This is a genomic window from Streptomyces sp. WAC 01529 (assembly GCF_003945545.1).
Taxonomy (GTDB): Bacteria; Actinomycetota; Actinomycetes; order Streptomycetales; family Streptomycetaceae; genus Streptomyces; species Streptomyces anatolicus.
In genome coordinates, this window is record NZ_CP029617.1 from 2,832,096 (window position 1) to 2,847,013 (window position 14,918).

General features: G+C 69.0%; 13 protein-coding genes. All 13 read left to right on the forward strand.

The window, feature by feature from the left end:
• Nucleotide 1 precedes the first annotated feature (1 nt).
• Nucleotides 2–4,375 (forward strand): phage tail tape measure protein, encoded by a 4,374-nt coding sequence (locus DMA15_RS12725; RefSeq protein ID WP_125512882.1) that lies wholly within the window; start codon nucleotides 2–4, stop codon nucleotides 4,373–4,375.
• A gap of 4 nt (nucleotides 4,376–4,379) precedes the next feature.
• Entirely contained in the window at nucleotides 4,380–5,270 is an 891-nt protein-coding gene (locus DMA15_RS12730; protein WP_125512883.1) for a hypothetical protein, read from the forward strand.
• Nucleotides 5,270–6,418: a phage tail protein gene (locus DMA15_RS12735; RefSeq protein ID WP_125512884.1), complete on the forward strand. Its 1,149-nt coding sequence runs from the start codon at nucleotides 5,270–5,272 to the stop codon at nucleotides 6,416–6,418. Before DMA15_RS12730 ends, DMA15_RS12735 begins: the two co-directional genes overlap by 1 nt.
• The gene (locus tag DMA15_RS12740) at nucleotides 6,415–7,344 is read left to right on the forward strand and encodes a hypothetical protein (RefSeq protein WP_125512885.1); all 930 of its coding nucleotides are present in this window, start codon (nucleotides 6,415–6,417) and stop codon (nucleotides 7,342–7,344) included. Before DMA15_RS12735 ends, DMA15_RS12740 begins: the two co-directional genes overlap by 4 nt.
• 12 nt (nucleotides 7,345–7,356) lie before the next feature.
• Entirely contained in the window at nucleotides 7,357–7,980 is a 624-nt protein-coding gene (locus DMA15_RS12745; protein ID WP_125512886.1) for a hypothetical protein, read from the forward strand.
• Between the two features lie 16 nt (nucleotides 7,981–7,996).
• The gene (locus DMA15_RS12750) at nucleotides 7,997–10,621 is read left to right on the forward strand and encodes a right-handed parallel beta-helix repeat-containing protein (RefSeq protein ID WP_125512887.1); all 2,625 of its coding nucleotides are present in this window, start codon (nucleotides 7,997–7,999) and stop codon (nucleotides 10,619–10,621) included.
• Nucleotides 10,622–10,634: 13 nt separating this feature from the next.
• Nucleotides 10,635–10,901 carry a hypothetical protein gene (locus DMA15_RS12755; RefSeq protein ID WP_125512888.1) on the forward strand — a complete coding sequence of 89 codons (267 nt, stop codon included), beginning with the start codon at nucleotides 10,635–10,637 and terminating at the stop codon, nucleotides 10,899–10,901.
• Between the two features lie 11 nt (nucleotides 10,902–10,912).
• Nucleotides 10,913–11,170, forward strand: coding sequence for a hypothetical protein (locus DMA15_RS36635; RefSeq protein WP_164551747.1), 258 nt, complete (start codon nucleotides 10,913–10,915; stop codon nucleotides 11,168–11,170).
• Entirely contained in the window at nucleotides 11,167–12,111 is a 945-nt protein-coding gene (locus DMA15_RS12760) for a LysM peptidoglycan-binding domain-containing protein (protein ID WP_125512889.1), read from the forward strand. Before DMA15_RS36635 ends, DMA15_RS12760 begins: the two co-directional genes overlap by 4 nt.
• Before the next feature lie 20 nt (nucleotides 12,112–12,131).
• Nucleotides 12,132–12,410, forward strand: a complete 279-nt coding sequence (locus DMA15_RS12765) for a hypothetical protein (RefSeq protein ID WP_125512890.1) — start codon at nucleotides 12,132–12,134, stop codon at nucleotides 12,408–12,410.
• 38 nt (nucleotides 12,411–12,448) lie between these two features.
• Nucleotides 12,449–12,781: a hypothetical protein gene (locus tag DMA15_RS12770; protein WP_125512891.1), complete on the forward strand. Its 333-nt coding sequence runs from the start codon at nucleotides 12,449–12,451 to the stop codon at nucleotides 12,779–12,781.
• A complete protein-coding gene (locus DMA15_RS12775; protein WP_125512892.1) occupies nucleotides 12,778–13,461 on the forward strand; it encodes a collagen-like protein in 684 nt (227 codons plus the stop codon). Before DMA15_RS12770 ends, DMA15_RS12775 begins: the two co-directional genes overlap by 4 nt.
• A gap of 188 nt (nucleotides 13,462–13,649) precedes the next feature.
• Complete coding sequence (locus DMA15_RS12780; protein WP_240659771.1) at nucleotides 13,650–14,909, forward strand: helix-turn-helix transcriptional regulator; 1,260 nt, start codon at nucleotides 13,650–13,652, stop codon at nucleotides 14,907–14,909.
• Nucleotides 14,910–14,918 lie beyond the last annotated feature (9 nt).

A 14,918-nucleotide genomic window follows, 5' to 3' on the forward strand; every position in this document is an offset into this window, starting at 1 on the left:
CATGCCGGTCGAGGTCGGCGTCGGCTACGTCTCAATCGTTCCGGAGATGAGCCGGTTCGGTCCCGAGCTCGACCGGCAGATGAGCCGGCAAGAGGGACGGCTGCGTACCGCGGTCACACAGCCCATGACCAACGCCGGCGGCGACGCGGGCGGCGGCGCCGGTAAAGGCATCCTCGGCGGGATCGGCGGGGCGCTCAAAGGCGGCATGGCTGCGGTCGCCGTCGCCGGCGCCGCACTCTTCGCGAAGGGGTTCTCGGACGCCCTCGCGCAGGAGAAGAGCAACGACAAGCTAGCCGCGCAGCTCGGCCTCTCCGAGAAGGAAAGCGGCCGGCTCGGCAAGGTCGCCGGCAGCGTCTACGCGAAGGGCTACGGCGAGAGCGTCGACGAGGTCAACGCATCGCTTAAGGCACTCGCGCAGAACGGCGTCGCCGCGGTCAACGCCCCTAAGAAGGATCTCGCTGCGCTCTCAAAGTCGGCGCTCAATCTCGCCGAGACCTTCGACGCCGACGTAGGCGAGTCGGCGAAGGCTGCCGGGCAGCTCATCAGGAACGGGCTTGCGAAGGACGGTAAGCAGGCATTCGACCTGATCACTCGCGGGTTCCAGACAGGGGCCGACAAAAGCGAGGATCTGCTCGACACCCTGAATGAGTATTCCACTCAGTTCCGCGACCTCGGATTGACGGGGCAGCAGTCAATCGGGCTGCTGACACAGGGACTTAAGGCAGGCGCGCGCGATAGCGACACGGTCGCCGACGCGCTCAAGGAATTCGCGATCCGGGCGAAGGACGGCTCGGACAGCACGAAGCAAGGGTTCGACGCGATCGGCCTTTCGGCCGACCAGATGGCGACGACCTTCGCGAAGGGCGGACCGCAGGCAGGCAAGGCACTCGACACGGTCCTCGACCGGCTGCGGAAGATTCCCGACCCGGTTAAGCGGTCGCAAGTCGCGGTGCAGCTCTTCGGCACGAAGGCCGAGGATCTACAGCAGAGCCTCTATTCCCTCGACCCGAGCAAGGCCGAGGGCGCCCTCGGCAAGGTGGGCGGCGCTGCGAAGCGCATGGGCGACACCCTGCACGACAACGCCTCGAGCCGTATCGAGTCGTTCAAGCGCACCGCTCAGCAAGGGCTCGTGACGTTCATCGGCGGCTACGTGCTGCCGCCCCTGGAAAAGCTCGGCTCGGTCGTCTCGCGCGTCGTCAGTCCCGCGCTCGGCAAGGCGAAGGACGTCGTCGGCGGTCTGTTCTCGACGCTCGCCGGGGGCGACAAGCTCGCCCCTTTCACGTCGGCGATCACGAACGCCGGCACGACAGTCCGCGACACCCTCGGCCCGGCATTCAGCAACGTCGCGAGCACCCTGCGCGGGACTGTGCTGCCGGCGTTCGCGGGCGTCGGCTCTGTGATCTCCGGGCAGCTCGTGCCCGCGCTCGGCTCGGCTCTCGGGACGTCGCTGCAATTCGTCTACGGGCTGCTCTCGAAGGTCGGCGCAGTCCTGATCGGGACCGTGTGGCCGGCCGCGATGAAGGTCTACGCGGCGCTCGCGACCGCCGTCGGCCCGATCCTCAGCAGCGTCTCGGCGTTCATCCAGCAGCGCGCCGTTCCGGCCGTTCAGATGATCGGCGCGAAGCTCGGCGAGCTCGTCACTCGGGCGCAGCCGGTGATCGCCGTCGTGACGACCGTGACGTCGTGGCTCGGCCAGATGGCGGCGAAGATCATCGGGGTCGTGGTTCCGGTCCTGATCAACTTGATCGGGCCCGTGTTCTCCGCGGTGTTCGCCGTGCTCGGTACAGCGATCAGCGTCCTGTCGTCGGTCGTCGGCGCAGTGGTCGCCTTCGGCAGCGGTGTCGCCACCGTGGCGACGGCAGTCGGCGGCGCCTTCATGTGGCTCTGGACGAACGCGATCTCGCCTGCCATGTCGGGTATCCGCACGGCGATCTCGGTCGCCATGTCGATCATCCGACCGATTCTCGAGGTCGGCGCCGCAGTCGTCCGCAAGACGCTCGGTATCGCGTTTTCGTGGCTGTACAACCACGCCGTACGCCCCGCCATGTCCGGGATCAGCAGTGTCGTTTCGGGCGTGAGCCGCGGCGTCATGGCCGTACTGCGGCCGATCGCCTCGTTCCTGCGAGGCACCCTCGGCCCGGCGTTCTCGTGGCTGTACAACAACGCCATCCGTCCGGCCATGTCCGGGGCGTCGTCGCTGATCTCTTCGGTCTGGCGGAACGGGATCAAGCCCGTTTTTTCCGCCCTGAAGTCAACGGTCGGCACCATCGGCGGCAGCTTCCGCACGGCGAAGGACGCCGTCGCGAAAGCCTGGAAGGGAATAGAGAACGCCGCGAAAGCGCCCGTGAATTTCGTTTTGGGCACGGTGTGGAACGGCGGTCTGCTAAAAGCCTGGAACGCCATTGCGGGATGGGTCGGGCTCGATAAGCACAAGCTCAAGAAAGTGAAGCTGCTCGCTCAGGGCGGCACACTCGGGCCCGAGCCAGGCGTTTACAACTCGCCGACCGCGATCGTCGGCGAGGGCAACCCGGCTCATCCCGAGTTCGTGATTCCGACCGACCCGCGGTACCGCAAGCGGGCGCTTGCACTGCACGCGGCCGCCGGCTCTCAACTGATGGCCGACGGCGGCGTGATCGGGACCGTCAAGGGATGGGGTTCCGACGCCGTCGACTGGACGGTCGACAAGGCGAAGTCGGTCGGCGGCGCCATCAAGACGGCGGCCGATTTCATGACCGACCCGAGCAAGGCTATGGGCCTGATCTTCCGGCCGATCCTCAACAAGCTCGGCGGGATCACGGGAGGGCCCTTCGGTAAGGCGATCGGCGCCGTGCCGAAGATCGCGGTCGACGGGATCAAGTCGCTCGTATCGAAGTTCCTCGACTTCGGGGGCGGCGGGTCCGGTCCGGTCGGGGGCTCGGGCGTGAAGCGCTGGACGTCCGTCGTGCTGCAAGCACTCAAGATGGTCGGTCAGCCGGCATCGCTGCTCAACACCGTGTTGCGCCGCATGAATCAAGAGAGCGGCGGCAACCCGCGCGCCATCAACAATTGGGACTCGAACGCGAAGGCGGGCGACCCATCGCGCGGGTTGATGCAGACGATCGGCTCGACGTTCAACGCGTACGCCGGGAAGTTGCGCGGCCGCGGGATCTACGACCCGCTCGCCAACATCTACGCGAGCATGCGGTACGCACTCTCCGCGTATGGCTCGCTCTCGAAGGCGTACAACCGGGCCGGCGGCTACGCGAGCGGCGGCAAGCCGAAGGCGGGCGAACTCGCATGGGTCGGTGAGGAAGGGCCCGAACTCATCCGCTTCAAGGGCGGCGAGACGGTCTACGACAGCCCGACGTCGGTTCGGATGGCGGCCGGGCTCACAGCCCGAGGGTTCGCGAAGGGCACGACCAGGACGCGAGCCAGGAAGGAAATCCCGGGCGACCTCAAGTCGTTCACGAAGTCACTCACGGGCAGCGCCGCACAGATCAAGACGGCTGCGAAGAACCTCGCGGTCGATCTCAAGGCGGCAGGCGGCGCCGGCAAGGGGCTCGCGTCGCAGGCGTCCAAGACGTCGACGCGGCTGCAACAGCTCGCCAAGGAACGGGACGCGGTCGGCAGCAAGTACGCCGCGGCGAAGCAGTCGTACACCGACCAGAAGAAGAACGCGAGCGACTACATCGGGCTCTCGCAGATCAGCAACCCGACGTCGGTCGGGGACCTGATCGCCGGCATGCAGACCCGGCAGCAGTCCCTCAAGTCGTTCCAAGGGCAGATCAAGACGGCGTCGAAGAAGGGAGTCTCGCAGTCGCTGATCTCGCAGCTCGTCGCCGCGGGCCCCGACAGCGACCTCGCCCGGCTCGTCTCAGGCGCAAGCGCCGGGCAGATCAAACAGCTCAACAGCCTCGCGAAGAGCGGCTCGTCGCTGTCGACGTCGTACGGAAAGACCATGGCTGACGCCATGTACGACGCCGGCTCGAAGGCCGGTAAGGGGTTCCTCACGGGCCTACAGGCTCAAGAGGCCGAGCTGCAAAAGCAGATGAACAAACTCGGCTCGGGCATGGTCAAGTCGATCAAACGCGAGCTCAAGATCAAGTCGCCGTCGAGGGTGACCCATGCAGTCGGCTCGCAGGTCGGCGCCGGGCTCGTCGGCGGCATGGTCGACACCCTGCCGCAGATCGACCGCGCGTCGGTCCGTATGGCGGCCGCAGCGGTCCCCGTGCCGGTCGCCTCGCAGACAGCACCCGCGGCCGGGTTGCAGCAAGGGCAACAGCTCGCGCTCATCCTCGCGGACGGCACGCAGCTCGACGCCTATGTCGACACACGCGTCGACGCCGGCATGAGTGACGTGCGCAGCCGCAGCCGAGCCGGCGTGAAACGGAGGTAACCCGATGCCGATGATCGTCGACCCGAGTGCGCCGCACGTGACGCCGCCGGATCGGGTGACCTCGCCCGACGGATGGTTCGCGGCGCTCGTCGACGAGACGTGGGCGGGCGTCGTGCTCTCGGTGAACTACACCGCGGGCACGGCGCTCGACGACGCCGTCGACGTCCGGCGCGTGCGCATCGTCCGGCAGGACCCGGGCGCGGCCGCGCCGGTACCGGTGCGCAGCGCCGATGCGGCGTACGCGATCGAGGGCGTCGGGACTGCCTACGATCACGAAGCGCCGCTCGGCGTGCCGGTCATCTACACCGCGACCGCGGTCTACGAGGACGGCAGCACCGGGCCTTCGTCGAGTCTGTCGGTCACGGTGCCGGCGCCCGAGCCGGGCGACGACAACGATCTGTGGCTCAAGAGCCTCGACGAGCCGTCGCTGTCGCTGCGTTGCATGCTCGTCGACTGGCCCGGTCCCTCGTCGGCGGGGCGGCAGGATGCGGTCGAGGTGAGCGGCTCGCCATGGCGGACACTCGCGTACGACGAGCACGGCGCCGAGGTCGCGCAGGTCACGATCGACGTACCGCCCGAGCGGGTCGACCAGGTACGCGCACTGCTGCGTTCCGGGGTGCTGCTCGCGCAGGTGCGCCCCGGCTACCTCACCCGTGACGCGTTCTGTGTGCCCGCAGATATCAGCGGCCCGACACCGACCGGGAAGCTCGGCTCGTCCGAGGGGTACCGGTTCGGGTTCACGATCGAGCCGCTCGAGCGTCCGGCGACTGCCGGGCAGTCGATGCGGCTGCCGTCGTGGTCGTGGGACAAGGTCGCCGCGCAATTCGCGAGTTGGGACGCGGTCGCCGCGAGCTACAGCTCGTGGGCGTCGCTGTCGACGAACGGGGTCACCTGATGTTGCCCGTTTCGTCGGCGGCGTACGAGGCGCTGCTGCGCTCGGCTCGGCGGCCGAAGCGGGCGATGTGGTCCAACGATGGCGGCCGCACATGGGTCGAGTCTCGTGTCGGCGACGCAAAGGTGACGCCGGACCGCAACGCCGAATGCCGGTACAGCGGCAGCGCTGATCTACTCGACGTGCCGTTCGGCCGCGACGGGATCAACTCCGTCGCCACACGCGTACGGCTGTGGCAGGGGATCGCGGGCCCGCGCATGGAACCGGAATGGATTCCGGCCGGCTCGTATGTCGTCGACCGCGCGAGGCGGACGCGGTTCGGTGCATCGGTCGATCTGCTCGGCCTCGAGGACGCGCTCAGATCGGCGTCGTTTCCCACGACCCGCACGATCGGCCCGGACACCGCGGCCGGCGTCGTGCCGGCGCTCGTCGGCGAGGCGCTGCCCGACGCTCCGATTTCGTGGCGCAGCGGGATCGACAAGGGCACGCCCGTGCCGGCGTTCGTCGTCGACGAGGACCGTTGGCAGGCGCTCAGCAGCGGCAGCGACAGCTCGGGCACGGCGACCGGGATCGCCGCGGCGCTCGGCGGCGAAGTGTTCGCGGACGCCCGCGGGGTCATCACCTTCGCCCCGGTGCCGACCCTCGCCGACCCGGTCGCGTGGCGCATCCCGTACGGGCTCGCCGTCGTCGAGCCGGCCGAAGAGCAGAACTCCGAAGGGCTCGTGAACGTCTGGGCGATCTCGGGTGACGGCGGCGACGGGTCGCCCGCAGTCGGCCCGGTGTACGTCTGGGACGACGACCCGAACAGCCTCACCTACGCGGGCCCGGACCCGATCGAGGACCCTCTCGCCCCGCAGCGTCTCGGGCTCACCGGGGTACGGCTGCGCGTCGACCGCTACTCGTCGGCGCTCATCACCTCGACCGCACAGGCATACGCGGTCGGCCGGGCGAAGCTCGCCGACTCACTCGGCGTGCAGAGCAGCCTCTCGTTCTCGGCTGTCTGTCACCCCGGGCTCGAGCCGGGCGACGTCGTCGAGGTCGAGATCAGGCCCGGCGCGTGGCAGCGCCACATCGTCGACTCGTGCCCGTACGAGCTCGGCGCCGCCTCTATGTCGTGCACGACCAGGACGACCGCGCGGAGGCTCTCATGACGGACGCAGCGCGTCGGCTCGGCGAGGATCTCGCACGCGCGGGCACCTCGAGCGGCAGCTCGGGCACCGTGTCGGCCGAGGTCGTCGACGTCACCGACGCCGGAACCGTGAACCTGAGTCTCGGCGGCGCGCTCGTAACTGACGTCGCGTGCCCCGACAGTTACCGCAACAGGAAGGCGGGCGACTGGGTCGCGGTCCGGCCGGGCGCCGTGCCCGTCGTGATGTGGCGGCTCGGCGACGACCCCGGCGCGAACGACGAGAACACGATCAGGCAGCTCGCAACCGAGGTCGCCCTCGACGAGCAAGTCGTACGCGCCGCAACGTGGGGCACGGCGGCACCGAGCGGGGGCGGTTGGCAACAGGCGACCGTGCCGTTCGTGCGCAAGACGAGCGAGGGGAAAGTCGAGCTGTACTTTCAGCTCGCGAGCGAGACAGACCCGTCGCCGCCATCCCCGACCGGGCGGCCGCCGAAGGCTGCGACGGTCACCGCCAACTCGTCCGGGTCGTGGCGCAACGGCCGGCGAGACGACTACCGCGATTACCCGTTCCAAGGGGACTACACCGGGGGCGGGAATCTGCGCGGCGCATGGTTCTACGGCAACAAGATCGCCGCCGCATGCGCGGGCAAGACCGTCGCCTCAATGAAGGTGTCGTTCACCCGCCGCCGCGGCGCCGGCGCCAACGCGAAGCGCCCGATGCACTTGTACCTGCACGACCACACCTCGCCCCCTTCCTCCCTCGACCTCGACGAGGGGCCCGACGAGCTGCTCTCGCTCAGCGTCGGGGCGAAAGGAACGGCGACGCTGCCCGCCGATTGGCGCTCGAAGCTCGCGAGCGGCACCCGCAAGGGGCTCGCGATCTACGCCCGCGGCGGCCGCGACTACGCCTCGTTCAGCGGCGGCACGATCACGATCACGTTCTCGTAAGGAGGCGCCCCCGTGGCGACAGTAGGTAGAGCGAAGCTACGCATCCCGAGCGGCGCCGATGCGCCGGTCGGGCCCGGCGCGCTGTACGAGCTCGGCGAGGACGTCGACCCTCACCTGATTCAGCATGTGGCCGATCAGGCGGAGCGCGACGCGACGTTCGCCGACGCCCCGCTGCACACGTTCGTGTCGGCCGAGGACGGCTCTCTATGGGTCAAGACGTCGGCGACCGCGAACACGTGGGCGACGATCTACGAGCCGCTACCGGCATGGCGGCCGCTCGAGCTCCTGGGCGGCTATCAAGAGGACACCTACACCCCGCAGGTACGCCGAATCGGTAAACAAGTGTGGCTGCGCGGCCGCATCGCGCGCACCGACGGGACCGTGATCCCGAACGGCGGCATCGGTATCGCAAAGGTCCCCGCCGACTGCATCCCGCAGGAAGAGATCGGCGCGTACGCCGGCACATCCTCACTCGCCGGCGACGTCGTAATCGGAACGGGCAAGGTCGAGATCCTCGACGTCGGCACGGCGAGCTCACTCGGCAACCCCGGCACGGTCCTTTGGTGGTCGCAGGACGGGGCGACCGCCGCCGGCACGCCATGGGTGAACGTCTCGGGCTCGTACTGGATCGACTGAAAGGGGGCGGCTCCCTATGGCGCTCTACACCTTCGGCGGCACTCCCGCCGACGTACTGACCACTCAAACCGGCGACGTCGTCCCCGACTACCCGGTGATCGTCCGGGTCGCCGGTACCGGGCAGGCTGTAACCGCCCTATACGAGGCCGACGGCACGACCCCAATCGGCGAGCTTCGGACCAACTCGGCGAGCAGCAGCGCGCCGGGCGCGATCCGGACGTTCAAGGTCGCCGACGTGACGGCGATCGAATTCGAGTACCTCGACGCCGGCGGGAACCCGGTTCGCTGGTACGCCGCGGCGCGCGAAGCGTCGACCGGCGCTCTCGATCAGATCGAGGCGAAGCTCGACAAGAGCGGCGGCACGTTGACGGGCAAGGTGCAGTCGTCCGCGGTCAACGCCGACGACGTTGTGTTCGCCTCGTTCAAGGCAGGCGACGCGTACGACCGGTGGCGACAGACAGCCGACGGCGGCATGTCCTGGGGTGCTGGCACAGCACAACGAGATACGCAGCTCTACCGCAGCGGCCCGGGAGTCCTCGAGACCCCGGGCACTTTTGTACCCGGGCAGATCAGCCTCAACGGCATGAAGCTCTTCAACCCCCGTGCCATGTTCGGCGCGAAGGGCGACGGCGTCGCGGACGATGCGCCGGCCGTACAGGCTGCGCTCGACGCCTGTTCATTCGGCGGGGGTTGGGTGATCGTTCCTCCCGGCGACTACCGACTCGCAACGCTGCCGCTGCGCACGTGGCGAAAGACCCGCATCACCCTCATGCCGGGCGCGCGTTTCATCCGCGCAGCCGACTCGACCGTGCTCACGAATGGTGCCGCCGACCAGACGTACGGCGGCTACACCGGGCACGGCGACATCATCATCGAGGGCGGCACATGGGAGATGCAGGGGACGACTGCCGGGCTCACGGCGAGCCGTATGTGCATCAGTCTCGGGCACGCGCAGAACATCACGATCCGCGACGTCACAGTTAAGGATCTTCCGGGCTACCACGCGATCGAGATCAACGCGATCAAGACCGCGAAGATCACCGGCTGCTCGTTCCTCGGATACATCGACCCGGGATCGCGTGATTTCAGCGAAGCGATTCAGCTCGACCTCGCCAAGGGCAGCGCCTATTTCGGGGCCTTCGGGCCGGCCGACGACACACCATGCGTCGACGTCCTGATCGATGGCTGCACGGTCGGACCATCCGGCACGCCCGGAACGACGTCATGGCCGCGCGGCATCGGCTCGCACTCGGCATCGCCGGGCAAGCCGCATCGCGACGTGCGCGTGAAGAACTGCCGCTTCGAGGGCTGCTCGCAGTTCGCGATCGGCGCCTACACGTGGGAAGGCGTCGTCATCGAAGGCGTGCAGATGCGCGACTGCGGCGGCGGTGTCCGCGTGCGCACGCTGGACTCGTCGACGGCATCGCACCGCACGCCCGCCGGCGGGAGCTCGCCGACGATTACCGGCTCGCAGCCGCTCGTCGGGGTCGAGATCAGCGACATGACGTTCGTAGGCGGCGGCTCGTACGGCGCCGCGGTGCACGTCGAAGGCGAAGACACGGGCTTCGTCGGGCTGCTCTCACTCGACTCCATCACGATCAAGTCGTGCGCGGGCAACGGGCTGCGGCTCATCAGCGTCGAGGACTACTCGGTTCGCGGCGTAACCGTCGTCGGCTCGGGCGGGACCGGATGGAGCACCCTGGGCACGCGGCGCGGCCGGTGGGTCGGTTGCCACGTGAACGGCGCGACGAATGCCGGTATGACGCTCGACAGCCGCTCGACGGCGGCCGCGGCGGCGACCGACGTCACGGTCGCGCAGTGCTCGGTCACTGCGTGCGGCGCGAACGGGTTCCACATCTACGACGGCACCGACGTCATGATCGACGACTGCGACGCATACGCCCTCACCGGCTACGGCGTGCAGATCAGCACGGGCACGGCACGGCCGGTCATCCGCAACGTGCGCACTCGGGCGACGACACTCGTCGGCATCAACATCACGTCGACCGTGACGAACGTCCGCCGGTACGGCAACGTCGGAACCGTCGCCGATGCGAGCACGACGCCGACGGAGACGAGCCCCTACGACTCGGCGCAGGGCGCCCTCGAGGATGCGCTCGCCGTCCCCGGCAGGTACGAGAGCCGTTCGCGGCTGCGCAGCGGCAGCGATTCCGGGCTCACGTCGGGGTGGCTGTACCTCGTCCCCGTGTGGCTGCCGAAGGGCGCCGTCGTCTCGACCCTCACGTTCGTATCAGGCGGCACAGCCGGGGCAGGGCTCACGAACCAGTGGTTCGCGCTCTTCGACTCGGCACGGGTCGCGCTCGCCCGAACCGCCGACGCGACAACGGCGGCATGGGCGGCCGCAACGGCGAAGACGCTGAACATTGCGCAGACGACCGCGGGCACGGCGACGTCGTACACCACGACGTACGCCGGTCTGCACTACCTCGGTGTCATGGTCGCCGCGACGACCCCGCCATCGCTGCTCGGCGAGGGCCGACTGTCCGTGGGCGCCTCGACGGCGCCCGGGATGGGTGCGACGAACAGCGGCATGACGACCCCGCCGACGGTCACAGCCGGCGCGTTCACCGCCGCGGCGTTCTCGGCGGCGGCGATCCTCGCGTACGCGTACGCAGCTTGATCGGGGGCGGCGTATGACTGCCGACCCCGCCAACGTTCGCGCCGCGTACTACGTGACCGGCGCCGGCGTCGAGCCTGGACAACTCACCGGCGATCTGACGGCAGCGCTCGACGCCGCCGACGAGATCAATCGCGCCATCGGTACGACGAGCAGTGGCTACGGCCCGGCGTTCGTCGTGCCCGTGATGGCCATCACCTACCCCGACGCCACAGCGCCCCCGGCGGCCGAGCCCGGCAGCTCGACCGACGGGGGCGCGACGTCGACCACTCACGAGTCATAGGAGGCTCACCCATGGGCGACACGGAACGCCCGATCCCCGAGCGCCTCGAGGATCAGCACGAACAGGCGCAGCACCTCAAGAGGACCAGCAACGGCCCGACCGTCAGCAACGAGGCCGAGCTACTCGCCGCGGTGCACGGCAACCCCGACATGGCTGGCTACTACACCGGCCCCGAGCTCGCCGTCGACGAGCCGGCCGAGAGCGACCCCGTCGACCAGGACGACGCCGCCGCGGCCGCGGACACCGCGGACGGGGGTGATTCCGCATGAGCCGCGAGGGGATGATCGCGGCCGCTGAGAAGTCGATCGGGCTGCGCGAGCCGAACCATATTCAGCAGTGGTACCGGGAGCGCAACGGCAGCGACTACAACGGCAACTTCGCATGGTGCGACGCCGCGGTGTCCTACTGGGCAACGCAGGCAGGCGAACGCGACGCGGTGCTCTTCGGCACCGACTACGCGTACACCGTGTCGCACGCGCAGCGGTTCAAAAACGCCGGTCAGTGGACCGCCATGACGAACGGCATCGCGAAGAGCGGTATACGCCGCGGCGACATCGTGTTCTTCGACTGGGCCGGCTCGAGCGAGATCGGCAAGATCGATCACGTCGGCATCGTCACGTCGGTGTCGGGCGGCTACGTCTACACGATCGAGGGCAACACGCTGAACGTGTGCGCCCGTCGCGTTCGCGGCGTTAGGGAGATCGCCGGATTCGGCCGCCCGAAGTACAAGGCAGCGAGCGGCGGTTCATCGTCCGGCGCGACGTACACCGTCGAGGCGGGCGACACCCTCGGCGAGATCGCGGCCGCGCACGGCACGACCGTGGAGATCCTCGCCGACTTGAACGGGATCAAGGACCCGAACAAGCTCGGCGCAGGGCGGAAGCTCAAGTTGCCCGCGGGCGCCTCGACGGCGAAGGTCGTGAGCCTCGCGAAATTGATCAAGGCGTTCAAGGCCGACGCTCCGAAGTCGGGCACGCCCGTGTCGTACGCCCCGGTCGAGTACGTCGAGGACGCCCTCGTATCCGAAGGGCTGCTCTCGTCCCGGTACGCCGACGGGCACGCCGGCACCGCGACGCGCAGCGCCTACTCGCTCTATCAGCAGCGGCTCGGCTACCGCGGCACACAGCCCGGCGGCGACGCCGACGGCACGCCCGGTAAGAGCACGCTCACCACTCTCGGCAAGGCGCACGGGTTCACCGTCGTCGCCTGATCAGACAGGAAGTGCAGACCATGCTCAACAATCTCAGGTACGACGTTCTCGAGCGGGCCGGCTGGACCGGTGCAGAGGCGGCGCTCGCGATCCTGATCACCGATCTCGCGAACGTGTCCGTGTGGTGGGCGGCGCCCGTCGGGCTCGTCCTCGCTTCGGCGAAGGGGTGGATCGCCGGTCGGCTCGGCCGCATCGGGACCGGCTCGACCCTGCCCGAATCGAGGGACCCGGCGACGCCGATGCGCACGGTCGGGCTCGGCCCCGGCGCGGGATCGCCCGACGGTCCCCTCGCTCAGTAAGGGGAGTTCACTCACCCCGGATCATCGGAGGTACGCGCGTGGACGCTGCGACGCTCGGCGCCGTCGGCACGATCGTCGTCGGGCTCGCAGCGGCCGCGGCCGCCATCGTTGGGGCGCGGGGCGCGAACAGCGCCTCGCAATCCGGCGCCGTACTCGGCGGCTACTCGACGCTCGTCGACAACCTGCAAGAAGAGCGGGACAAGCTCGCGGCGAAGATCGCTGAGAACGAGCGGCTGCTCGCCGCGGCGTACGCCGAGCTCGCCGGCGAGCGAGCCGATAAGGCACGGCTACAAACCGAGATCACGTCGCTCACAACCGAGAACAGCCGGCTGCGCGAGCGCATCGTCGAGCTAGGGGGGCAACCCACGTGACACGCGCTCAGGCTGCCCTCGCGCACCGGTGGCGATCGTTCGCCGTCGCCGCGGTGTTGCTCGTCCTCGCAGGCGCGATCGTGCTCGTGTGGCTACGGATCGACGACGCCGACCAACGCGCCGCCGGGCTCGCGACGGAAGCAAACGCCCGCGGCGACGCAGTGACGACTCTCGCCGGCGACGTGCGCGTGCTGCGGGCGCAGATCAAAGCCAAGGGCGGGACACCGGCCGCGCCGGACCCTGCCCGCGCGGTCGAGGATCTGCCCGACCGGGCGAAGGTGCCGGTACCGATCCCGGGACCGGCCGGACCGCGGGGCGCCCGCGGCGAGCAAGGCGACCAGGGCGAGCCCGGTAAGCCCGGCGCAACACCGGATACGGTCCCCGGGCCGAGCGGCGCGAAGGGCGACCAGGGCGAACCGGGCGCCACCGTGACCGGCCCCCCGGGGCCGGCCGGACCGCCGGGCGCCGATGGTAAAGACGGCACGAACGGACGCGACGGCGCAGACGGCGCCGACGGGAAGAGCGGGCAGACATGCCCCGACGGCTACTCGCTACAGGCACCCGACTACGACCCCGACGCTCTCGTGTGCCGACGGGACGGAGCGCCACCACCCGAGGACCCCTCACCGACCCCGAGTCCGAGCGCTCTCGGGCTGCCGACGGAACGCCGTCGCTCGTGAACTGAGCCTCATATCGCGCCCCTGTCTGGCCTCACGGCCGGATGGGGGCGCTTTTCGTCGTTCCTGGTCCGGAACGGAGCGACCCCCGTCGAGATGAGTCGACGAGGGTCGTTGAGTGCTCCCCGAAGGGGCTGCATCCCAGTATGACCCACGCGCCCGACAATGCGCAGTCGTACGCTGGGTGTTGAGTGCTCTCACCCGACAAGGGGAACCCACGCATGAATCTGAATGGATTGACCACCGGGGAGCGGATCAAGTTCTACCGAACGCGCGCCGGTAAGACGCAAGCAGCAGTCGCCGGGCTCGTCGCCCGTTCCGAGGACTGGCTCAGCAAGGTCGAGCGCAACGTACACAGCATCGACTCACTGAGCATGTTGATCGCAATCGGCCGGGAACTCGGGCTCGACAACGTCGCCGACCTAGTCGGCCCGGCGATCGACTTGAGCCTCGCCGGGAGCGCCGAACACCCTTCGGTGCCGATGATCCGACGCACCCTCAACACACCGCCGTCGCTGCTCGGTATCGGGCTGCCCGGCGAGGATCTCACCGCGGCGCAGCTCGCCGAACGAGTCGTCGAGGCATGGGGCATCTACGAGAAGGAGACGGAGCGCTACGGACCCGTCGGCGCCATGCTGCCGGGACTGCTCGCCGAGACATACGCGACCCTGCGCAGGACGACCGGCGAGGACGAGCTCGAGGCGACCCGGGCGCTCGTCTCACTGCTGCACCTGCACCAGGTGTTCTTGCGCCGGGTCGGTGAGCGCAAGCTGTCGCTACGCGCAGCCGACCGCGCGATGCAGATCGCGGACGAGACAGGCGACCCGGCGCTGATCGCCGCGGCGGCGTGGAACGTGTGCGGCATCCTCACCTCGAGCGGCGAGGTCGGCGACTCGCTCGACCTCGCCCGCAGCACGATCGCGCACTGCCGACCCGGCGAGGACGCAACACCCGAGCACCTCTCGGCGTACGGCGCGCTGCACCTCGCCGCGGTGATCGCCGCCGTCCGCGACAGCAAAGCTCCGACGGCATGGGACCTACTTCGCGAGGCGGACACGGTCGCTGGGCGGCTCGGATCGGACCGGAACGACTTCCACACCTCGTTTGGGCCGACGAACGTGAGCATGCACGGCGTGCACCTCGCGGCCGAAGAGGGCGACGTCGTCGAGGCGCTGCGCCTCGCCGACGACGTGACCGTTCCCGATCCGGGCGGCGTGCTGCCGCTCGAGCGCACGACGCGGTATCTCGTCGAGGTGATGCACGCGAACCGCGTGAACGGCGATCAGTACGCCACGCTGCACATGCTGCGACAGATCATGGAAGCGTCACCCGAAGAGATCAAATACTTCCCCCTCGTCCGCGAGGCAGTGCAGTCGCTCTTGAAGCGACCGCGGCCGCACATGCACAAGGAACTGCACGAAATCGCTGAACACGTAGGTGTGCTCGCGTAGTTGGCCACC

What these genes read in the sequence shown, in the direction of transcription:
- DMA15_RS12725 (WP_125512882.1), top strand. Translation starts at nt 2, where the DNA reads ATGCCGGTCGAGGTCGGCGTCGGCTACGTCTCAATCGTTCCGGAGATG.
- DMA15_RS12730 (WP_125512883.1), top strand. Translation starts at nt 4,380, where the DNA reads ATGCCGATGATCGTCGACCCGAGTGCGCCGCACGTGACGCCGCCGGAT.
- DMA15_RS12735 (WP_125512884.1), top strand. Translation starts at nt 5,270, where the DNA reads ATGTTGCCCGTTTCGTCGGCGGCGTACGAGGCGCTGCTGCGCTCGGCT.
- DMA15_RS12740 (WP_125512885.1), top strand. Translation starts at nt 6,415, where the DNA reads ATGACGGACGCAGCGCGTCGGCTCGGCGAGGATCTCGCACGCGCGGGC.
- DMA15_RS12750 (WP_125512887.1), top strand. Translation starts at nt 7,997, where the DNA reads ATGGCGCTCTACACCTTCGGCGGCACTCCCGCCGACGTACTGACCACT.
- DMA15_RS12755 (WP_125512888.1), top strand. Translation starts at nt 10,635, where the DNA reads ATGACTGCCGACCCCGCCAACGTTCGCGCCGCGTACTACGTGACCGGC.
- DMA15_RS36635 (WP_164551747.1), top strand. Translation starts at nt 10,913, where the DNA reads ATGGGCGACACGGAACGCCCGATCCCCGAGCGCCTCGAGGATCAGCAC.
- DMA15_RS12760 (WP_125512889.1), top strand. Translation starts at nt 11,167, where the DNA reads ATGAGCCGCGAGGGGATGATCGCGGCCGCTGAGAAGTCGATCGGGCTG.
- DMA15_RS12765 (WP_125512890.1), top strand. Translation starts at nt 12,132, where the DNA reads ATGCTCAACAATCTCAGGTACGACGTTCTCGAGCGGGCCGGCTGGACC.